Origin of the sequence: Siphonobacter sp. BAB-5405 (genome assembly GCF_002872335.1) — a bacterium.
GTDB lineage: Bacteria > Bacteroidota > Bacteroidia > Cytophagales > Spirosomataceae > Siphonobacter.
In genome coordinates this window covers 366,365-387,855 of sequence record NZ_NJAG01000007.1, presented here as the reverse complement: position 1 = coordinate 387,855, position 21,491 = coordinate 366,365, and the positions used below count along the sequence as shown (strand labels likewise).

General features: G+C 47.8%; 18 protein-coding genes, 1 tRNA gene and 1 pseudogene. 11 read left to right on the top strand and 9 right to left on the bottom strand.

Annotation, left to right across the window (positions count from 1 at the left end; genetic code table 11):
- Positions 1–69: 69 nt before the first annotated feature.
- Complete coding sequence (locus tag BWI97_RS08160; RefSeq protein WP_102200653.1) at positions 70–2,322, bottom strand: bifunctional (p)ppGpp synthetase/guanosine-3',5'-bis(diphosphate) 3'-pyrophosphohydrolase; 2,253 nt, start codon at positions 2,320–2,322, stop codon at positions 70–72.
- A 333-nt stretch (positions 2,323–2,655) separates the two neighbouring features.
- On the opposite strand from BWI97_RS08160, the gene BWI97_RS08155 reads away from it, so the two are divergent.
- Together BWI97_RS08155 and tig are read left to right on the top strand one after the other, a co-directional pair.
- A tRNA-Leu gene (locus BWI97_RS08155) sits at positions 2,656–2,737 on the top strand.
- Between the two features lie 172 nt (positions 2,738–2,909).
- On the top strand, positions 2,910–4,238 hold the full coding sequence (gene tig, locus BWI97_RS08150; RefSeq protein ID WP_102200652.1) for a trigger factor: 1,329 nt from the start codon (positions 2,910–2,912) through the stop codon (positions 4,236–4,238).
- 220 nt (positions 4,239–4,458) lie between these two features.
- On the opposite strand, the gene BWI97_RS08145 is transcribed toward tig, so the two are convergent.
- Positions 4,459–4,815 (bottom strand): helix-turn-helix domain-containing protein, encoded by a 357-nt coding sequence (locus tag BWI97_RS08145; RefSeq protein ID WP_102200651.1) that lies wholly within the window; start codon positions 4,813–4,815, stop codon positions 4,459–4,461.
- Positions 4,816–5,048: 233 nt separating this feature from the next.
- Between BWI97_RS08145 and BWI97_RS08140 the strand changes: the two genes are divergently transcribed.
- From BWI97_RS08140 to BWI97_RS08120, 5 genes are all read left to right on the top strand, one after another.
- Positions 5,049–5,744, top strand: coding sequence for a ClpP family protease (locus BWI97_RS08140; protein ID WP_094813943.1), 696 nt, complete (start codon positions 5,049–5,051; stop codon positions 5,742–5,744).
- A gap of 227 nt (positions 5,745–5,971) precedes the next feature.
- Positions 5,972–7,042: an acyltransferase gene (locus tag BWI97_RS08135; protein ID WP_094813926.1), complete on the top strand. Its 1,071-nt coding sequence runs from the start codon at positions 5,972–5,974 to the stop codon at positions 7,040–7,042.
- Between the two features lie 46 nt (positions 7,043–7,088).
- Positions 7,089–8,342, top strand: a complete 1,254-nt coding sequence (clpX, locus tag BWI97_RS08130; RefSeq protein ID WP_094813924.1) for an ATP-dependent Clp protease ATP-binding subunit ClpX — start codon at positions 7,089–7,091, stop codon at positions 8,340–8,342.
- Between the two features lie 168 nt (positions 8,343–8,510).
- A complete protein-coding gene (locus BWI97_RS08125) occupies positions 8,511–9,155 on the top strand; it encodes a hypothetical protein (RefSeq protein WP_094813922.1) in 645 nt (214 codons plus the stop codon).
- Between the two features lie 125 nt (positions 9,156–9,280).
- Complete coding sequence (locus BWI97_RS08120) at positions 9,281–10,021, top strand: alpha/beta fold hydrolase (RefSeq protein ID WP_102200649.1); 741 nt, start codon at positions 9,281–9,283, stop codon at positions 10,019–10,021.
- A 40-nt stretch (positions 10,022–10,061) separates the two neighbouring features.
- On the opposite strand, the gene BWI97_RS08115 is transcribed toward BWI97_RS08120, so the two are convergent.
- From BWI97_RS08115 to BWI97_RS08105, 3 genes are all read right to left on the bottom strand, one after another.
- Positions 10,062–11,027: an esterase-like activity of phytase family protein gene (locus tag BWI97_RS08115; protein WP_158242716.1), complete on the bottom strand. Its 966-nt coding sequence runs from the start codon at positions 11,025–11,027 to the stop codon at positions 10,062–10,064.
- 87 nt (positions 11,028–11,114) lie between these two features.
- Positions 11,115–12,179 (bottom strand): branched-chain amino acid aminotransferase, encoded by a 1,065-nt coding sequence (locus BWI97_RS08110; RefSeq protein ID WP_094813916.1) that lies wholly within the window; start codon positions 12,177–12,179, stop codon positions 11,115–11,117.
- Between the two features lie 61 nt (positions 12,180–12,240).
- Complete coding sequence (locus tag BWI97_RS08105) at positions 12,241–12,792, bottom strand: cob(I)yrinic acid a,c-diamide adenosyltransferase (RefSeq protein ID WP_102200647.1); 552 nt, start codon at positions 12,790–12,792, stop codon at positions 12,241–12,243.
- A gap of 329 nt (positions 12,793–13,121) precedes the next feature.
- Between BWI97_RS08105 and BWI97_RS08100 the strand changes: the two genes are divergently transcribed.
- From BWI97_RS08100 to tyrS, 4 genes are read left to right on the top strand one after another with little or no spacing between them, the layout of a single operon-like run.
- Positions 13,122–13,580: a hypothetical protein gene (locus tag BWI97_RS08100; protein WP_102200646.1), complete on the top strand. Its 459-nt coding sequence runs from the start codon at positions 13,122–13,124 to the stop codon at positions 13,578–13,580.
- A 3-nt stretch (positions 13,581–13,583) separates the two neighbouring features.
- A complete protein-coding gene (locus BWI97_RS08095; protein ID WP_369679180.1) occupies positions 13,584–14,792 on the top strand; it encodes an S-adenosylmethionine:tRNA ribosyltransferase-isomerase in 1,209 nt (402 codons plus the stop codon).
- A 28-nt stretch (positions 14,793–14,820) separates the two neighbouring features.
- Complete coding sequence (locus BWI97_RS08090) at positions 14,821–15,813, top strand: hypothetical protein (protein WP_146010896.1); 993 nt, start codon at positions 14,821–14,823, stop codon at positions 15,811–15,813.
- A gap of 48 nt (positions 15,814–15,861) precedes the next feature.
- On the top strand, positions 15,862–17,151 hold the full coding sequence (tyrS, locus tag BWI97_RS08085) for a tyrosine--tRNA ligase (protein ID WP_102200767.1): 1,290 nt from the start codon (positions 15,862–15,864) through the stop codon (positions 17,149–17,151).
- A gap of 418 nt (positions 17,152–17,569) precedes the next feature.
- Here the strand turns inward: tyrS and dapF are convergent, their stop codons facing one another.
- From dapF to BWI97_RS08065, 4 genes and pseudogenes are all read right to left on the bottom strand, one after another.
- The gene (dapF, locus tag BWI97_RS08080) at positions 17,570–18,349 is read right to left on the bottom strand and encodes a diaminopimelate epimerase (protein WP_102200644.1); all 780 of its coding nucleotides are present in this window, start codon (positions 18,347–18,349) and stop codon (positions 17,570–17,572) included.
- Positions 18,350–18,424: 75 nt separating this feature from the next.
- The gene (locus BWI97_RS08075; RefSeq protein ID WP_094814672.1) at positions 18,425–19,315 is read right to left on the bottom strand and encodes a fumarylacetoacetate hydrolase family protein; all 891 of its coding nucleotides are present in this window, start codon (positions 19,313–19,315) and stop codon (positions 18,425–18,427) included.
- Positions 19,316–19,417: 102 nt separating this feature from the next.
- A pseudogene (locus tag BWI97_RS08070) lies at positions 19,418–20,754 on the bottom strand (alpha-L-fucosidase).
- A 56-nt stretch (positions 20,755–20,810) separates the two neighbouring features.
- The gene (locus BWI97_RS08065; protein ID WP_094814674.1) at positions 20,811–21,467 is read right to left on the bottom strand and encodes an SGNH/GDSL hydrolase family protein; all 657 of its coding nucleotides are present in this window, start codon (positions 21,465–21,467) and stop codon (positions 20,811–20,813) included.
- Positions 21,468–21,491 lie beyond the last annotated feature (24 nt).

The following is a 21,491-nucleotide window of genomic DNA, read 5'->3' as shown; positions in this document are numbered from 1 at the left end:
TCCTGCAGAATTTAGATTCATTACAGCCCGTTCAATGGTAGTTTGGATGAATCAATGAGTAAATCGATGTTATACTTCGGAATATTCAAACCGGAGTACTTCAAAAACACCTTTTACTTTTTTAAGCTTGGAAATCAGCGTATTCAGGTGTTCAGTGTCGTGGACGTATAACTTAATTTTTCCGTCAAAGATTCCCCCTTCGTTGGTATCCACGATAATCGACCGCATATTGACCTTATGCTCTTTCGAAATCACTTTTGTCACATCGTTAACCAAGCCCACGCGGTCGGTACCCTTGATGCGAATACCCGCCAGAAAAGCAACTAACTGACTCGACCACTTGGCTTTAATGACCCGATTACCGTGCGTGGATAGTAACTCACGGGCATTTTTACAAGTAGTTTTATGAATTTTGATTCCTTCATTAACCGTCACAAAACCAAACACTTCATCACCGGGAATGGGATTACAGCAGGCCGAGAGCGTATAGTCAAACTTGTCCATATCCTCGCCGATCAGTAACATGTCGGAGTCCGGGCGATCGCCGTGAACCCGTTTTAATTCCTTAACGATCGACTTGCTGTCTTCAATGTTTCCGGCCAGCGTATTCTTCGCTTCCTGAGCCCGTTTGTGAGCATCGCGGGCGGCTTTCCAGCGTTTAATCTCCTCTACGCCCAGATAGCCTTTCCCAAACCGGTAGTACAGATCATTTGGGTCGCGGGCGTTGAAATAGGCCCTTAACTGATTGGTAATGTCAAAAGACAGTTCAATGCCCAGGTTTTTCAACTTTTTGGCCACCAGCTCACGTCCTTCAGTGACGTGTTGTCGGTTGATTTCCTTCAGGGCTTCCTTAATGTTCGCCCGAGCCTTGGTCGTAATGACGAATTTGAGCCAGTCCTCGCGGGGAGATTGCTTGGTGGAAGTCAGAATTTCTACCTGATCGCCGTTTTTGAGTACATGGCTGATTTCAACCAGCTTGCCATTTACTTTCGCTCCCAGACAGTGCGAACCAATGTGGGAGTGAATGGAGTAGGCGAAATCCAGTGCTGTCGAGCCCGCCTGTAATACTTTCAGATCACCTTTAGGCGTGAACACAAACACTTCATCCTGGAACAAATGCCCCCGGAAATCATTGATAAACTCAATGGCCGAACTGTCATTGTGCTCCAGTACTTCCCGAACCTGATTTAACCAGGCATCAATTCCTTCGTTAACGTTCGTATTGTTGCCTTTGTACTTCCAGTGGGCGGCGTATCCTTTTTCAGCGATTTCGTCCATCCGCCGCGACCGTACCTGTACTTCCACCCATTGACCGGAACTACTCATCACCGTTGTGTGCAGGGATTCATACCCGTTAGCCCGGGGATTTGAAATCCAGTCGCGTAGACGCTCGGGATTAGGCCGGTAATGGTCCGTAACGATGGAATAGGCCCGCCAGCACAGGGCTTTCTCCTGTTCAGAGGTTGAGTCGATAATGACCCGAATGGCAAAGAGATCGTAGATTTCCTCGAAACTTTTACCCTGATTTTTAATCTTATTCCAGATCGAGTGGATGGACTTGGGGCGACCTTTTACCGTAAAGTGCATGCCTTCCGACTTCAAATCCCGCTCGATAGGCCGAACAAATTCCCGGATGAATTGCTGACGACGCGTTTTAGTAGACTTAAGCTTTGCCGCAATTTCCTTGTAAATCTTGGGTTCGGCGTACTTGAGGTACAAATCTTCCAGCTCCGTTTTGATGGTATACAAGCCCAGCCGGTGGGCGAGGGGAGCGTAGAGGTACGTCGTTTCGGACGCAATCTTTAACTGCTTGTCCCGGCTCATCGAACTAAGCGTCCGCATGTTATGCAGGCGGTCGGCCAGCTTAATCAGAATTACCCGTACGTCTTCGGAAAGTGTAAGTAAGAGCTTACGGAAATTTTCGGCCTGGGCGGAAGCTCCCTGCTCGAAAATACCCGCAATTTTGGTAAGGCCGTCAATAATCTTGGCGACCTTCGGACCAAAAAGATTCTCAATATCATCCAGCGTATAACTGGTATCTTCCACCACATCGTGCATCAAGGCACAGATAATAGCAGTAGTACCCAGCCCGATTTCCTCCACACAAATCTGAGCGACGGCAATCGGATGGTAGATGTACGGTTCCCCTGTTTTACGCCGCATATCCTTGTGGGCGTCGGCGGCTAGGGTAAAGGCCTTCTTGATCAGTTTGGCATCATTATCCTTCAAGAAGGGCTTGGCCGTCCGCAATAATTTGCGGTAGCGTTTCAGTATTTCCTGGCGTTCCGCCTCTAAATCAATCGTAAGTTCCACTGTACTCATTGTACCCTGAATTCAAATGGGATTGAAGATGGGTATGTATTTAGCGAAGAGAAGCCTCTTCAAATGAGGGAAAAGGAAACAATGCCCGTTTATGAAACATTGTAAAATTAAATATACTAAGAAGGAGGGAGTTTTACCAAATATTGCGGATAAATAATATCGAATTTCAGCGGCTTTTTCCCGGAATTGGTCGGGTAGATTTTTTGATTTCTCTACACTTGAAAAATAATCTTGTCGCAGGGGTTGACTATCGCTTAGGAATGACATACCTTTGCGTTCCGATTTGAAGGATTTGGTCGCCTAACGGAATCAAATCGTCAAAGCGGACGATTTACGGACGTGGCGGAACTGGTAGACGTGCTAGACTTAGGATCTAGTGCCGTGAGGCGTGGGGGTTCGAGTCCCCCCGTCCGTACGTAAAAACAACCGATGCTGAGTGCAGCAGGTGATTTAGCCCTCAGAGTCCCTGATTCTGAGGGTTTTTTCAATTTAAAAGTCCATTCATTCATTTCCGTATTCGTTCACTATCTGGACTTGTCACTGAAGCGTAACGCAGCTCAGATACGGAATACGATTCAAGACTCATTATGAACATCACGCTCGACAAAAGCAGTACTACTGAAGCTTCTTTAAAGATTGCGTTGACGCCGGAAGACTATCAGGCTGGTGTAGACAAGAAGATCAAAGAATATAGCAAACAGGCTAACCTGAAAGGATTCCGTCCGGGTAAAGTACCGGCTTCCGTAATTCAGCGTCTGTACGGAAAAAGCATTCTGGTAGATGAAGTTAACGAAACGCTTTCCAAAGCCGTTAACGACTATCTGCGGGAATCAAAACTGCTGGTCGTAGGTGATCCGATGCCGGATCGCGAAAAAGCGAACGCAATCGATTGGGACAGCCAGAAAGAATTCGAATTCGTTTACAATCTGGGTCTGGCTTCTGATTTCGACGTTGACTTCACGAAACTTCCTGCGATTACTTCCTACGAAATTCAGGCAGGGGATAAAGAATACAACGATACGCTGGTTGATCTGAAAAAACGCATGGGCGAGCACGCTCACGTGGAAGAAGTAACCGCGGCCGGTGATCTGGTGTACGGCACGTTCACGCAGGGCGAATACAGCGAAAAATCAGCCATCCCTACCGACAAACTGACAGAAGAAGCTTTCGCTGGTTTTGTAGGTAAGAAAAAAGGCGATGTACTGACGTTCGACATTCAGAAATTATTCGCTGACGAAAAAGGGCTGAAACTGGCTACGGGCCGTGAAGATATTTCAGGCGAATTCGAATTCACAATCGAAGACATTACGCGTAACCAGGATTCAGAACTGAATCAGGAGTTCTTCGACAAAGTACTGGGACCCGGTAAAGTTTCTTCCGAAGAAGAATTTAAAGCTCAGTTACTGGAAATCGTTCAGGAAAACTACAAGCGTGAGTCTGAATTCTTGCTGCGTGACGAAGTTCAGAAAACGTTGCTGGACAATGTTCAGATTGAACTGCCGAACGAATTTCTGAAGCAGTGGTTGATCGAAACCAATCAGGGTGAGATCACGGCTGAAGAAGTAGAAAAGGATTTCGATAAATTTGCTCGTGACCTTCGCTGGACGCTGATCCGTAATAAAGTAGCGGAAGCGGCTGACATCAAAGTAGAAACGGAAGATGTAAATACCTACGCTGAAGCGATGGTACGTCAGCAGTTCGGTATCTACGGTGATGACAACGGTATGGGCGATGTAATCAAGAAAGTAGCTCAGAACTATCTGCAGGAGAACAAAGGACAGAATTACATGAATGTTTTCAACCGGGTGTACGGTGGCAAAACGATGGACTTCATCCTGACCCAGATCCAGCCGAACGTAGAGAAAATCGACGTAGATACATTCAAAGCGAAAGCAGGCGTTACGGACGCTGAGTAGTCTTTGGCAGTTTGACCGTTGTTTCAGGTTTGAAAAAATGGCTTAACGTTGAAAAGGTTTGAAATTTGAAGCAATCTAACTTCGAATTTCAAACCTTTTTTCGTTTGGAATGACCAGCCAGTAGAAAGGCAGAAGCCATAAGGTGCTGCCTCAATAAATCGTTTAAATTCAAACCCCACTCAAACGTCAAACCTTAAACGCTTCAAACCGCTCCAACCCCTTACTTAAACCCAATCCGCTCCCGATGCGTAGCGGCTCCGATTCGGTACAGTTCCGTCAGGAGGCGTTCGTCAAATTTCTCCCGCCAGTACTGATTTTCCTGTTTTAGTTTTTCGTTTTCCAGCTTCAGTTTGTCGTTTTCAACCTGTAGTTTTTCGGTGGAAGAAGCCCCGAAAAAGAGCTCCAGGGGCGTACCAAAAACGCGTAGAATCTGCTCTAAGCGACTTAAACTCAATTCCGTTTTCCCGCGTTCGACATCTCCGTAAGCAGTGGTAGAAATCTGGAGTTCTTCGGCCATGACTTCCTGGGAGTAGCCTTTTTCCAACCGTAGTTGTCGTATTTTTTCGTGAACTTTCATGGTCTTCTCAAGTTATTCCGATGAATTCCCGGAAATTTCAACGTCATTTCTGGAACAGAGCTATCAACTTTGTACCCATTCGAATTGACAGAATCAAGTCGGACAGAATGGCAGAAATGCTAAAGCTGAAGCAGGTGGATTTGTTTTTTTAACGTACACTCCTCAGATTCGTGCGTTTCTGTTCCGGCAAAGAAAAAGAAACAGAACATAAAATCAATACAAACGCTAATTACATGTTGAACGCTGAAGAATTTCGTAAATACGCCGTCCATCATCGCGGCCTGAACGGTTTATCGGTTGATCGTTACCTGCAACACGTCGGCGGAACGGCTGGTCATTACGTAGAAAATATGACGCGGGCGGTGATCGAAGAACGTCCGATGCCTTTCCGGGAAGTAGACGTATTTTCCCGTTTGATGGCTGACCGCATTATCTTCTTCGGTACGCCCGTTGACGATAGCATTGCCAATATTGTTGTTGCCCAGATGTTGTTCCTGGAATCAGCCGATTCGAAGCGTGACATCATGATGTACATTAACTCACCCGGTGGTTCGGTATACGCCGGTCTGGGTATTTATGATACCATGCAGTACATTCGCCCGGATGTAGCCACGATCTGTACGAGCCTCGCGGCTTCGATGGGAGCAGTACTACTGGCCGGTGGTGCGGCCGGAAAACGTTCGGCTCTGCCGCACGCCCGGGTGATGATTCACCAGCCCAGCGGTGGTGCTCAGGGACAATCGGTTGACATTGAAATCACGGCCCGCGAAATCGTGAAGCTCCGTGACGAATTGTACGGAATCCTGGCTCAGCATACGGGGCAAACGTCTGAACAAATCGAAAAAGATTCGGATCGTGACCACTGGTTCCGGGCTGAAGAAGCGAAGGCCTATGGCCTGATCGACGAGGTTCTGTACCGCGATAAATAATCAATGGTAGATTACTTTACCCGAATCCCCCGGACTTCACTGAAGGACGGGGGATTTTTTACGTACCTTTGTATGTATACAGGTCATGTACAGCGTTAGTCTAGGTACGCGGGTTTTGTGATGCCTTCCCGGCTATTCGGCAAAACGTTCGGAAGAAATTTTTCTGACTCTGGCCGCGAAAATCCTAGCGTCTGCGTACCTATAGAAAAAGACGATTTATCCATTCAATGAGTGTTTTGCCCATCACTACTGCACGATCCACCCAGTCAGCCATTCGATATAATTCCATTCAGGGCTTGCGGGCGGTAGCGGCAATCCTCGTTACCCTGTATCACATTACTGAAAACATTAGCCGTACCTATCATCAAACGTTCCTGTTTGACTGGTTTACGCTAGGCTATGCGGGTGTTGACTTATTTTTTGTAATCAGCGGGTTCATCATTGCTCATACCAGTGTAGCGTACATCGACCAGCCTCAGCAATTGAAGCCCTATCTGGAAAAGCGATTCTATCGGGTGTATCCGGTGTACTGGTTACTTACGATACCGCTGATGCTGGTTGTATGGAGCTTTCAGCACCTCAGTCATTCACTCATTACCATTCCCTATCCCTTTACCTGGTCGGAGGTACTCAAGACGCTCGTACTGTTCCCGCAACACTACGCTCTCAACGCCGTTACCTGGACGCTTTCACACGAAATTTATTTTTATCTCCTTTTTGCTTTACTACTGATTTCCCGGCGTATGGTCTGGGTGCTTGGCCTGGTGGGGATCGCCACACTGGTCAACGGAATATATATTTACTGGTACGAGGGCGATTCGGGAACTGGACTTGTTCGATTTTTCTTATTAAGTCCAATCAATCTGGAGTTTGCCTTTGGGGTTTTCGTCTATTATCTGCATCGGCATTTTCGCATAAACCAAAGTGGCTTGTTAATTTTGGTAGGTGTATTGGCGGGCTTGTACCTGGCACCCCGAACGGGCGGTGACTTTACGCGGGCAGTGACCCTGGGTTTACCTGCTATGCTTATCGTATGGGGAGCCGTTGAAGCGGATCGGGGCCATTTATACCGGGTTCCGTCGTTGCTGATTCACCTGGGCGATGCCTCGTACATGATTTATCTGCTGCATTTTCCGCTCATTATCTTTGCCAATAAATTACTGACCCTCAACGGCTGGGGTTCGGTATGGATGTTAGGAATGGCGGATATAGTACTCATGGTGCTGATTTTCTGGCTGAGCTGGTACCTGCATCAGCAAATCGAACAACCGCTGATCCGGTGGTCGAAGAAAAAATAAAGCGTATCAACGATTTTGAAATAATTACTTTAGGAAGGACATGCGAATGGATGCTAGTTCATGCTCGTTTTGTGGGCGGAAAAAGAAGGATGTAGATTTATTATTATCGGGCATGGATGCCCTGATCTGTAATTTTTGTATTGAACAGGGCTGGGAGCTGGTACAGGAAGAACTAGGCATAAAGCAACCCGCCGCCAAGAAAAAAGAAACCAATCAACCTTTTCAACTATTAAAAGTACCCAAACCTCAGGAAATCAAGCGGTTCATGGACCAGTACGTGATTGGTCAGGACGACGCCAAAAAAGTACTGAGTGTTGCGGTATACAACCATTACAAGCGTTTACAACAGCAGAAGAACAATGACGATATTTACATCGAAAAATCGAATGTAATTATGGTTGGCGAAACCGGTACGGGTAAAACCTACCTGGCCCGTACGATTGCCAAAATTCTTCAGGTACCTTTCGCCGTAGCCGATGCCACCGTAATTACGGAAGCCGGATACGTGGGAGAGGACGTCGAAAGTATCCTGAGTCGTTTGCTACAGGCGGCGGATTACGACGTCGAGGCCGCTGAACGTGGTATCGTCTACATTGATGAGATTGATAAGATTGCCCGCAAGTCGGATAATCCCAGTATTACCCGTGATGTCTCGGGTGAAGGCGTACAGCAGGCCTTGCTGAAACTGCTCGAAGGTTCGATTGTGAACGTACCGCCTCAGGGTGGACGTAAGCACCCCGAGCAAAAGCTCGTACCGATCAATACGGAGAATATTCTCTTCATTTGCGGTGGAGCGTTCGATGGTGTACAACGTCATATCTCCAAACGCCTCAACACGCGACCCATTGGTTTCTCGAAGGACGATCACATGTCTCGTATTCTGGAATCGCAGCAACTGCTCCGGATGGTGAATCAGCAGGACTTGAAATCGTACGGATTGATTCCCGAATTGCTGGGTCGTCTACCCGTAGTAACGTCACTCGATCCCCTGGACAAACTGACGCTTCGGAAGATTCTGACTGAGCCAAAAAATGCCCTGACCAAGCAGTACGAGAAACTGTTCAACATGGAAGGAATTCGGCTCCAGTTCGAAGATGATGTACTGGAGTATATCGTTGAGCAAGCCAACGAATACAAGCTGGGTGCCCGGGGACTGCGTTCAATCTGCGAAGCCATCATGACCGACGCCATGTTTGATCTGCCTTCCGAAGAAGGTGTTCAGGAGTTTACCATTTCGTTGAGTTATGCCCGTGAGAAGTTTGAACGTTCGGCCTTCTTTATGATGAAAAAGGTAGCATAACCGCACTAATGATCATCAATAGTTTAGGTCACAGTGCTCGATTTTCCCCAATCAGGGTATTATTGTCAACATTACTTGATTTCATATTAAAAAGGATGCCTCACTTTCCTAGGGGGCATCCTTTTTTGATGTTGCGGTCTCAGTAAAAAATCCAAATCAACTTTCCCTATGCGTAAAATCGTACTCCTATCGGCCGTCGGGTCGATGTTATGGCTTACTTCGTGTAATCGAAACTCAACCGCTGTTTTCCAAAAATCGACTACACCGGCGTACGAGCATCAAGTATCAACGAAAGCTGCTTCTTTGCCCGCCGCCCAAATCCAAACTCCTGTTGTATCGGAACCCATCGTAATGGAACAAGCCGTTGCCCAGGCTACCGATCAGCCGGCTGCTTCGGAAAAACCAGTGAACCTGCCCAAAGTAACGCCAGAAATGCTGGCAAGTGCTTCAGAGCGTCTGGTTGCCCAAACCAAAGGCACCAAGTACGAAAAGCAGGCGTTGATGGTACAGAAGAAACTGGCTAAAATTCAGAAGAATGCCGCCAGTGGTCAACTGCAAACGGCTAACAAAGCAACTGCAACGGAAAAATTCATGACCAAAATGGTTACGAAGAAAGTTCAGAAGCAGTTGGCGAAAGCAAAGGATACCAAGAAAACGAACGCGTTGGATCGCAACGTTAAAATTGGTCTGATCCTCTTGCTGGTTGGTTTGATTTTCCTGATCATCCCAGTATATGCCCTGCAGATTGTTGGTTTGGTGATGATGATTATCGGTGCTGTTGTTCTGCTGATTGGTTTGCTGGATAACGTGTAATCATACCGCAGTAACATGTAATCCCGGAAGAAAGTCTTCAGCTTTTTTCCGGGATTATTTTTTTGTGGCATCTACTTTTACTCAACAGGCCACAAAACGTTAATGTACCTTAAACCGCTTAAACGATGATTGTACCACTGATTCTACTGCACGGATACGGCGAAGATCTCAAAGTTTGGGATTCGATCAAGGCGGCCTTCTGGCCCAATAAAAATGTCATTACCCCCTCTTACGCTTCGCGTTCGGATCTGGTCAGTATTGATGAATACGCCGAAGCGGTATACCAGGAACTGACTGCTCAGGGCGTGGAAAGAGGAGTAATCATTGGACATTCGATGGGAGGATATATTGCCCTGGCTTTGGCTGAAAAACACCCCGAATTCATCGCGGGTCTGGGACTTTTCCATTCTACTTCGTACGCCGATACGGAAGAGAAAAAGGAAAACCGTCGGAAAAACATCACCGCTATTGAAGAAAAAGGTCCAGAGGCCTTTCTGCAAACCTTTGTCAAGAACATGTATTCGGATGAGTACGCAGCGAGTCATCCGGGGCAACTGCAAGAACACGTCACGCACGTTTCTCAAATACCCCCGGCCGCTTTGAAAGCCGGTATGCAGGCCATGATGGATCGTCCTGACCGGCGGCAGGTTCTCCAGCAGGCAAATTATCCGGTACTATTCGTTATAGGAATGAAGGACAAAGCCGTCAAACCGGAGGAAGCCCTGGAACAAACCCATCTGGCGAAAAATACGAGTCAATTAATCCTGGAGAAAGCCGGACATATGGGGATGGTAGAAGAGCCGGATGAATGTCTGGAAGCTATTCAGGCCTTTTGGCAGCGAATTGAGCGGGAAGATGCTTTATAAACGAAAGCGGAAGATGGATTGTCCATCTTCCGCTTTTTAGTTAATCGGGTATTAACTTTAGAAAAATCAGCTGTGATTGTTGCCAGTGCTCAGGGGCTTTTTTCTGGTCGAACTTATTGAAGTTATTATCCGAAACCAGCACCAGCGTTCGAAACCCATTGATGACAGGCCCCCAACTCATGCCTTCGATGTTGTCGAGGTGAACACCGCCCCAGTTGACAGAAACGGGATTCTTTTCCAAAATATTGGTCGTATTTTCCTGCCCCGGCTGTAGTTTGGGAATGTAAGCCGTAAAAAGATTGATCGCGTAGTTACTCTGATCGCGTTCGCCCGTCCAGCAACGTTCCAGAAATAGCAACTGACGGTCACGGGCCAGTAGGATCTCGGACACACCGTTATCAGGAAATCCACAGGATACGGTATCGATCGGATACAGGGCTCTGACTAGCGTATCTCCAGTAATTAAGCTGTAACCCGTCACCTGACAATACCGATCGCGGCAGGTTTGGGGCCACTCACTAACGCTCCACAGAACCTGACTTGAGTCTACCGCCATGGCTTCAAAGCCTTTGTTATCCCGAAAACCCTGGTACGTACCTAGCTGTGTAACGGTACTGTCCTTTCTTAAACGGAGAAACTGTCCGTAGGTACTGCCTTCGCCTAATTCAGTTGAAAGATAAAAGGACGAGTCCGTACGACTGGCCCGAATGGATTCAGCACTCCGGACACTATCGAGTTTCCAGCGTTTATAGGTCTGGGAATTGAACAGGGAGTCAAACTCAAACAGGTAGCTCTGACGCGTCGAGTCAGCCCCATCCGTTACCAAATACCATTTTCCGCGTTTAGGCACGTATTCAATGCCTGATAATCCACCAAAGTAGGGGTCATTTTTAAGCGACGCCGAATCACTGAGGTTGTAAACCTTAAGGAATTCCAACCGGAAGTGCTGAGCATCAGCCTGCCCGTTCAGGAAAAGGAATAGGGCTAGAAAAGATAGAATTTTCATGGTTGAAGATAAGTAGTTAATCGAATCATTAAAAAAGAAAGCCCACCACACGGTGAGCTTTCCTTTCGTAAACATACAAGATTGGTATTAAAGGTGATATACCCAGTTGTGCGGATCAGCTACGCGACCGTACTTGATGTCATCCAGGTAGATTTTAACCCGATTGGCAAAATTATCCGATTTGATTTCGGGTAAATCGTAGTCTTTCCCTTCATAGCCAATGACTGAAATCGGCGATACGACCGCTGCCGTACCTGCACCGAACGCTTCCGTCAGGCGACCACTTTCCAAAGCCTCGATGAGTTCGGCAATGGATACTTTACGTTCTTCAACGGGCATTCCCCAGTCTTTGGCAATCTGTACAATGGATTTCCGCGTAATGCCGTCCAGAATACTGTCGCTCACGGCAGGCGTAACCAGCGTACCATCAATTACGAACATAAAGTTCATGGTACCAGCTTCTTCCACGTATTTATGTTCGGTTGAATCCGTCCAGATTAACTGATCGTACCCAGCTTCCTGAGCCAGTTTGGCCGGATATAGCGAACCTGCGTAGTTTCCAGCACATTTAGCGGCACCGGTACCACCCGTAGCAGCCCGTACAAATTCCGTTTCGACTTTCACTTTCACGGGTTTCGAGTAGTAAGCTCCTACCGGGCAATTGAAGATAATGAATCGGTACGTTTTGGAAGGAGATACGCCGATGTACTCATCCGTAGCGAACATGAAAGGCCGGATATACAGCGAATAATTATCCCGCTGCGGTACCCATTGCGAGTCCAGACGCAGTAATTCGGTCAGGCCGCTCATGAAAACGTCTTCCGGAATTTCGGCCATGCAGAGGCGGTGAGCCGACTTGTTCAGACGGGCCGCATTCTCCTGCGGACGGAAGATGAGCACTTCACCTTCGGCGGACTTATAGGCTTTCATCCCTTCGAAAATTGCCTGTCCGTAATGCAGGGGCATCAGAGCAGGTTTGAACAGCATGTCGCCGTAGGGAATGATCCGTAAATCCGTCCACTCTTTTCCGTCAAAGTCAGCTACGAACATGTGATCGGCGAAGGTGTGCCCAAAGGTCAACTGATCGAGGTTTAATTCTGCAATCCGGCTTTGAGCAGTTTTCTGAATGTCTATGGGCAGTGTGTCAATCATGGTGCCAGAGGGTTACAACGTAGTATGACTAAAAAAGTTAAGACGTATACTTGTGCGAAGTTTAGGTTCGCGGGACCCAGGTTACTTCTTCCACTTGTAATTCCTGAGCCATGTGGCGGGAAAGTACAAAAAAATAGTCTGACAGCCGATTTAAATATTGAATGATGATCGGTTCAACCGGTGAAATTTCACTCAGGGCTACTACCAGACGTTCGGCCCGGCGGCAAACCGTGCGGGCCAGATGAGCAAACGATACGGAGGGATGGCCTCCGGGTAAAACAAACTGACGTAACAGCGGCAACTGGGCATCCATTTCGTCCATTTGCTGTTCCAGTAGGGTGACATCCGCGTCCCATAAGTCGGGAAGGGGGCGGCTGGTATGCCGCTCCGGATCGTCGGCCAGGTGGGAGCCAATGGTGAAAAGGCGGTCCTGAATTTCCTTCAGAATTGCCCGTCGGGAGGCATTTACAGCCTGATCCCGAACCATGCCCACGTAACTGTTCAGTTCGTCCACGGTACCATACGCCTCAATGCGGGCATCTGCCTTGGAAAGGCGACGTCCACTAATAAGGGCGGTGGTGCCTTGATCTCCCGTTCTGGTGTAAATCTTCATGCCTTTCCTGTACCCGGAATGTCTTTCTGCAAAGCTACAGGTTTTCAGGAAAGCCAAGACTTCGGATTGTAAAAATTAATTGTCTTGACAACTATTATTAAATTTCCAACATTTTCTGATCTACAAGTACTTTGGTCAAGGCCAAGGGGCTTTTGAAAGGTTTTTCGAAGGGAAAGCCTGTCTCAACGGCGAGTTCGTCGTAACTTTGCGGCCCGAAACCAGCATTGACCCAACGAGCAGTCGATAAGCTGGGGACGACCATTCATCAAATGACTATTCCATTTCTGACTTCTCAAGTTGCGAGATACGTATCCATTCTAGGATTTATAGTGGCTTTATTTTTAGGGTACCAGCAACTTCCACCGGAGGTACCCGTTGCGTTAACGCCTTCGAGTGAAACGGCTGCCACCTATTCAAAAGATGCCATTTTTTATGTGACTGCCGGGGTTATGTTGATTTCTAATGTGCTGTTTCTGTGGATGGGACGCCTGTTTCCACAACTGCCCGATGGATTCATTAAGTTACCGGGAGCCATCAAATGGATGTTCTATCGCAAACAGCTCAACTCCATCATCAAAGAATGGATGAACTTTGGTACGGCCGTAGTAAACGTCCTGCTTGGGTCTTCCATTTATATTCTGGCGTTGATTAATCCGGCGGAAGCTCTCACGGAGACGCCTACACTGATGCAGTTTAACTGGGTACTGGGAGCCGCTACGTTTTTACTGGTTCTATGGGCGGTATACATTCCGTTGCGACTGTTGCTGACGAGTCCCGTTAAAGACTAAGCAATGATGCAGCATCTTCCCATTGCCGATTTTACGTACGAACTTCCGGACGAACAGATTGCCCGCTTCCCCTTGCCCGTACGGGACGAATCCCGCCTGTTGGTGTATCGAAAGGGAACCATTGAGCATCGACAATTCCGTGGTCTGACTGAAGAATTAGCCAGTGATACATTGCTGGTCTTCAACAATACACGGGTTATTCCGGCTCGATTACATTTTCAGCGACAGACGGGTGCTCTGATCGAGTTATTTCTACTTCATCCCGTCGAACCAAGCCCGGTTATTCCCGTGGTTATGGAAGAAACGCAGGCCTGCGTGTGGGAATGCATGATTGGCAACCGGAAGCGTTGGAAAGCGGGTGAACGCTTACAGAAAGAAGTAGAAATTGACGGGCAAGCCGTGGTACTGACAGCCGAACTGACGGATACCGAACGGTCGCTGGTACGTCTGAGCTGGTCAGTGCCCGTACGCTTTGTGGATGTTGTACAGGGCATTGGGAAAATTCCTTTGCCGCCGTACTTAAAGCGGGAAGCCGAAGCTTCTGACGAACAGACGTATCAGACTGTGTATTCGGAAAAAGAAGGGGCCGTAGCCGCTCCGACGGCGGGCTTACACTTCACCGACCGCGTTTTTGCGGAACTGGAGGCAAAAGGCGTCCGGCGGGAGTTTCTTACATTGCACGTAGGAGCTGGTACCTTTCAACCCGTAAAAACAGAAAATGCCCTTGAGCATAAGATGCACGGGGAACAATTGGTGATCACGCGGAGTAATCTGGAACACCTGCAAGCGGCAAACCGAATCATTCCGGTAGGTACTACTTCCATGCGGTCGCTGGAATCCATGTACTGGTTAGGCGTGCAGTTAATTCATGATGAATACGCTTCGCTGGAGCAGGGTTTCCGAATTCCGCAATTCGTGCATGAACAGTACACCGAACTCCCTACAGTACACGAGTCGCTAGCGGCCATTCTACAAAAAATGGAAGCAGAACAGCGGCAGGAAATCGTAGGGGAAACGGAGATTATGATTTTCCCCGGTTATACATTTCGGGTGTGTCAGGGTCTGATTACCAACTTTCATCAGCCCGGTTCGACTTTATTATTACTGATTGCTGCCCTGGTAGGAAAAGACTGGAAACGAATTTACGATGAAGCTTTGGATCAGCAGTACCGATTCCTGAGCTATGGTGATTCTTCCGTATTACTACCTTAATTCAATTTCCGCCAAAATTAAGCGTGTGATGCAAAAAGTAGATATTGCTATTAGCTACTACGGAAAGCCTTATCAGACGATGGTAACGCTGTTTAGTTTACTGGAGCATAGTCGGGGCTACGTAGATAAAATTTACTTAAGTATTGAGAAAAAACAGCCCTACAAGGATGCCTGGCAGGGTGTGTGCAAGATCAAGGAAGTTTTTGAAAAACAGGGAGTGATTATTGTTTATCCGGAACGCTTCGTTCCCTGGATGTCGGATGTTAACCCTAACGGACTTGATGAAGCAATTCGATTAAGCCTTCGCTACCAGTATGCGTTGGAAAAAACGGATAAACCGTATGTATTGATTTGTCATAATGACATGCTGTACCGTCGGGACCTGATTGGCCCCATGTTACAGCGGTTTGCGGAAGCTTCAGCTAATTTAGTAGGAGTGGGACGAATCGGACAATGTTGGAATTGTTCAGCTTTTTTCGCTAAAAAATGTAACCCCGAAACATTCGAGCAATACAAGCCCACGCAGGAAGAGTTGCTCAGGCAGATGGATGAATACCCAACGCCACGGGAACAGAGGGATCGTAAGTTAGTACAGGAAGGCTTTGTACACCCTTTACCCGAATGCCGTCTTAATGAATACGCGTGTTTAATAAACGTTGACTTATACCGGCAATCAACCATTCCGAATGGACCAGTGCCGTATTTCGGAGGTGTGTGGGACGGTAGCGATACGGCAGCGGCCTGGTTCCGGTATTCGTATTTACACGGGCTGAAATTTCAGAATTTCTATTACGAAGAGTACGCTGATCATGCTCCATTTAGTGCCGTTAGCAATGGCAACGATGCTGACAACAATCGGTTCATTTATGAAGACATAGAGCGGCAGGCTCGTGAGTATATGATTAAACATTATCATCCAGACGAGTATTCCACGGCAACCAAGTTTCAGATTGCTAAAATGGTGACTGGGAAAAGGATAGACAAGTGGTACAGTAAACTGAGAAATCGCTTAAGGAGGTAGCTCTGTACGCATATTTATACATCATATTGGGCGAATACTAACATGAAAATTGATTTTATTGAAGAACTCCGCTGGCGGGGTATGTTGCAGGACATGATGCCGGGTACGGAAGAGCAGCTCCAGAAGGAAATGACGTCGGCGTACATTGGATTTGATCCGACGGCTTCTTCCCTGCACATTGGCAACCTGGCTACGATTATGTTGCTGGTGCACTTGCAACGGGCGGGCCATAAACCGTTTGCTCTGGTGGGCGGAGCTACGGGGATGATTGGCGATCCTTCCTTTAAGGCTGCTGAACGTAGTTTTTTATCGGAAGAAACGTTGCGTTTCAATCAGGATGGCATTCGGAAACAACTGGAAAAATTCCTGGATTTTAATTCCGGTGAAAACTCAGCTGAGATCGTTAATAACTACGACTGGTTCAAGGATTTTTCCTTTCTGGGGTTTTTACGCGAAGCAGGTAAATTTTTGAGCGTCAACTATATGATGTCGAAAGATTCGGTAAAGAAACGTCTGGAAACGGGTATTTCCTTTACGGAGTTTTCGTATCAGTTGTTACAGGGTTACGACTTTTACCATTTGTATAAAACCCAGGGGGTAAAACTCCAGATGGGTGGTTCCGATCAGTGGGGAAACATCACGACGGGAACGGAAATCATTCGCCGGAAAGAAGGAGGAAACGAAGAAGAAACCGAACGCCGGGCCTTCGCCCTGACCACGCCACTGGTAACCAAGGCCGATGGTACCAAATTCGGTAAGTCAGAAAGCGGAAACGTATGGCTGGACGCGGAAAAAACCAGTCCCTTCCAATTTTATCAGTTCTGGCTCAATGCCGCTGATGCGGATTGCCCACGCCTGATTCGGGTGTTTACCTTACTTTCCAAAGAAGAAATCGAAAAACTCGAACGCCAGCATGCCGAGGCTCCGCACTTGCGTATTCTCCAGAAAGCGATTGCTCAGGACGTAACCACGCGGGTACACTCCGCGGAAGCCTACGAAACGGCCGTTCGGGCTAGCGAAGTACTCTACGGCAAAGGAACGCTGGAAACGCTTCAGTCCCTCGATGAAACGACCTTCGTGCAGATCTTTGACGGCGTGCCTACCACTGAAATTTCGCTGGCTGATTACGAAGCAGCTCCGAACGTGACGGACTTGCTGGCTACGGCTCAGGTATATCCATCGAAAGGAGAAATCCGCCGGGCCATTCAGGGAAATGCCGTATCGGTGAACAAAACCAAAGTAAGCGATCCCAACCAGCCTGCTGATTTCCAGTTGTTACAGGGTAAATATTTACTGGTAGCGAAAGGAAAGAAAAACCATCTGGTGAAGGTGGTATAGGGGAGAGAGTTGAGAGCGGCTGCGGTTTAGAGTTTAGAGTTTAGAGTTTAGAGTAAAACCGGTAAAGATAGCGGGGCGGGTTGTTTGTAGCATTCGTTACGGACAACCCGCTTCGAATTTTGTACGGGACTAACGACATTGAACCCCTTCGAGATTGGAGCTTACCAATCCCGAAGGGGTTCAATGTCGTTAGCCATGGGTACAACCCATGGATACCCATGAATAAGCCCTATCAAAATAAACCTCCAGAAAACACCGAGCTTTCGGGAGGTTTATAATATGCTGATAGCCAGATGAAAAAGAGGTAATTGACTTGCAAAAAAGAAAAATAATTCGTAAAACTATCAACTATCAACTATCAACTATCAACTATCAACTATCAACTATCAACTATCAACTATCAACTATTAACTATCAACTAAACCTCCACCGTACCTTCAAAAACCCGTTCAGCGGGGCCGATGAGGTAAATATTTTCAAAAGCATCCGCACTGGTTTGTTCGAAGCTTACTTCCAGATTACCACCCAATACTTTAATCTTAATGGGACTTTCCATACCCCGTTTCACATGAGCCATTAGAGCACAGGCCGTTACACCCGTTCCGCAGGAATACGTTTCGTCCTCCACGCCCCGCTCGTAGGTACGAACAAATAGCTGTTGATCGCCCTGCTGCTCCACAAAATTGACGTTCGTACCACCCCGTTTTACCCACTCCTCCGAGTACCGGATAGCGTAGCCTTCCTGATACACCTTAAAGTCCTGCAAATTGTCCCTGAATGCTACCACGTGGGGTGAACCCGTATTCATATAGGCATAGTCCGGATGTTCTTCCAGCCCTTTGACATTACTCATTTTCAGCGAAATCTGCTCGCTGGTTACTAACGCTTCGTGTTCACCATCCACGGCAATAAACCGTGTCTGATCGCCAATGACACCCAGGTCGTGAGCAAAACGTACCGTAGCCCGTCCGCCGTTGCCGCACATGGAACCTTCGCCGCCGTCGGCATTGAAGTATTTCATCCGGAAATCGTAGGCTTCGTCGTTTTGTAACAGAATCAGGCCGTCTGCTCCAATGCCAAACCGTCGGTGACATAAGTGAGCAATCCGCTCTTTATCAATGGGAAAGGTACTCGTCCGATCATCAATCATGATGAAATCGTTGCCCGTACCCTGGTATTTGTAAAATGAAATATTCATCGTGAATCGACTAAAAAGAAGGACGTGTTCATCGAGAACACGTCCTGATCAAAATTGATTCTTTAAGATCGTCAATTAGTACGCATCCTCCCAGGATACCGCTACCTGACGCTGTTCGCCCAAGCCTTCGATACCGAGTTCTACGATATCGCCGGGTTTCAGGTAGACAGGAGGGTTAAAGCCCAGTCCCACACCCGGAGGCGTACCCGTTGAAATCACGTCACCCGGAAGCAATGTCATAAACTGACTCAGGTAACTAATGATTTGCGGTACTTTGAAAATCATCTGAGCCGTTGTAGAGTTCTGGTACGTCTGACCGTTCACTTTCAGCCACATCGGCAGACTATCCACGTCGTCGAGTTCATCCGGGGTTACCAGGTAGGGGCCCATCGGACCGAAGGTATCGCAACCTTTACCTTTGTCCCACTGACCCCCGCGTTCGAGCTGAAACTCCCGCTCCGAGTAGTCGTTCATCACGGCATATCCGGCGATGTAATCCTCAGCTTCTTCTTCCGTTACGTAGCTACATTCCGCACCAATAACGACGGCCAGTTCCACTTCCCAATCCGTCTTAACGGAATTACGGGGAATGATTACGTCGTCGTTCGGGCCACAAAGAGCCGTCGTAGCCTTGAAGAATACGATGGGTTCCTGAGGAATCGGAGCGTTGGTTTCCTTCGCGTGATCGGCGTAATTCAAACCAATGCAAATGATTTTCGACGGACGAGCCACGCAGGAAGCATACTCGATCGGACCTTCCAGAGCTTGCAATTCCGAAGTTCCGTATTGTTCGAGGTAGTCTTCCAGTACGGACAGGCCTTCTTCTTCAAAGAAGATTTCGTCCAGATCATATGCTCCGGTTTCTTCGCCCAGGGCTTCGAAAAAGGCTTCTAAGCTGTACGCTTTTCCGTCCAGAAGAATGCCGGGTACAACATCCTCATCGGTGATGTAGCGAAAAAGTTTCATTCGTTATTTCAAGTTTAGATACTGCAAAAGAATCGTTTAGTCTTTCAGTATGGCCCCTCAAAGGTATACTTTCTTCTTGGGCCATTGAGCAGAGACCTTTATTTACTTTGTCTGTACTTCGATGATGGTATCCCAATCGTTCATAGCTACGCCGTCCAGATACACAAATAAACCTTCCGCTTGCTGCTTGAATTTCAACGGTTTTTTACCTTCAAAGGCTGTGATACTGTTAACCTTGGGCGTGAAATTGGGAACGAACAAAATGTTCGTCGCGGGCTTCTTTAGGATGTGCAGAAAGTGACGAGTATCGCCCTTTTTCGTACTCACGCCCCATTCCTGTGGTGGAATGAGTCCACCCCGGGTGCCATAAATCGTTTCACCATGGGTTTTGAGCCAATTGCCTACGGCTTCGAGTCGGTCAACAAATTCGGGTTGAATCTCTCCGTTGGGCATGGGGCCTACATTCAGTAACAGGTTGGCATTACGGCCCGCAGCACCCACCAGATACCGGACGATCTGTTCCGGAGATTTGTACCGCTGGTCCCGCAGGTCGAATCCCCAGGAGCCATTCAGCGTTTCGCAGGTTTCGAGCGGCAATTGACTAACAGAACTTGTATTATAGCCAAAGGTATTCTGGCCGGGCAGATCCCGCTCGAACATCTGAAAATCTTCGCCTTCAAAAGGCGTTACGTGGTGATTATTACCGATCAAAGCGGCGGGTTGCAGACGGTGAATGAGATCGTAGGTGCGACGTAAATGCCAGTCGACGTGCGTTTTGCGGGCCTGTTTTTCGTGCTCATCCAGGGCCTGATCCCACCAGCCATCAAACCAGATTCCGGCAATTTTTCCGTACGAACCACCCAGTAATTCCGTTAGCTGAGCGTCCATGTACTGAAGGTATTTTTCAAAATCACCCGATTCAGGCCGTCCCGTTTGCCGTCCGGTTTTCCCCGGGGAAAATAATCGGGATGGTGCCAGTCCAGATGTGAATGGTACAGAAACAGCTTGATGCCTTCCTTCTCACATTCGTCGGCCAGTTGTTTAAGGACGTCTTTTTTGTACGGCGTCGCATCCACGATGTTGTACGGTGAAGCTTTTGAATGCCACATCGCAAAGCCGTCGTGGTGTTTGCTGGTGAGCGTGATGTACTTCATTCCCGCATTTTTAGCAATCTGTACCCAGCGTTTGGCATCATATGCCGTTGGATTAAAGAATTTTGGCAATTTCTCGTAAGCTGACACGGGTATGTTCTGAATATTCATGGCCCATTCGCCATCACCCAGAATGCTGTAGACGCCCCAGTGAATGAACAAACCATAACGGGCATCCTGAAACCACTGCCGGGCCGCCAGGTTTTCGGGACTGGGCTGGTACGCCTGCCCAAACGAAATTCGCAGGAAGGAGAGGTAGATGAAGCCGGTAAGCAGAAGTCTTTTCATAGGTTTAGAAACGAAACATCCCGGAAATGTCTGGTTTCCGGGATGAGATAAGGATCTTACAGTTGTTCGATTACTTTCGCCATTTGTTCGGCTACAAACTGATTGCCCGTATCGTTGAGGTGCACCCGATCCGTCGTCAGAATGCCTTTCTCTTCGTTTTTCGGATTGTTTTTCAGGTTGTATTCCATGAATGCTTTCCGCAAATCCACGACGGGAAGGTTGTTTTTCGCCGCCAGATTCCGGATGATTTGGCTGTAACGGTTCAGGTCACCGTCCTGCTGGTTGGTATTATCCGGGCGTTCGCCAATCGAGGCGGGGGTCGTCAGGGCTACTTTGATATTCTGAGCCTTGAGTTTGTTAATGATCGCCTGATAAAACTTCTCAAACTTGTCGGGATCCGTACCCGTGCCCGAGCTAGCTTTATGCCAGACATCGTTCACCCCCACCCAGATGACTACGGCATCGGGTTTCTGAGCCAGTACGTCCTCGTCCATCCGCAGGTACAAATCGTACACTTTATTACCACCAATGCCTTTACCCACCAGTTCGTACTTGCTTTTATCCAGCATACTGGCCAGCTTGGTGATGTACCCGGTGGGGCTTACGCCTGCCTGAGTAATGGAGTCACCGAAGAAGATGATTTTCTTGGGTTTATCGGCCCGAAAGGCAAACAAAAGCGTACTCAGGCTTAACAGCGTTAGTAATTTTTTCATGAGCGAATAGAGGAGTTAATAAAA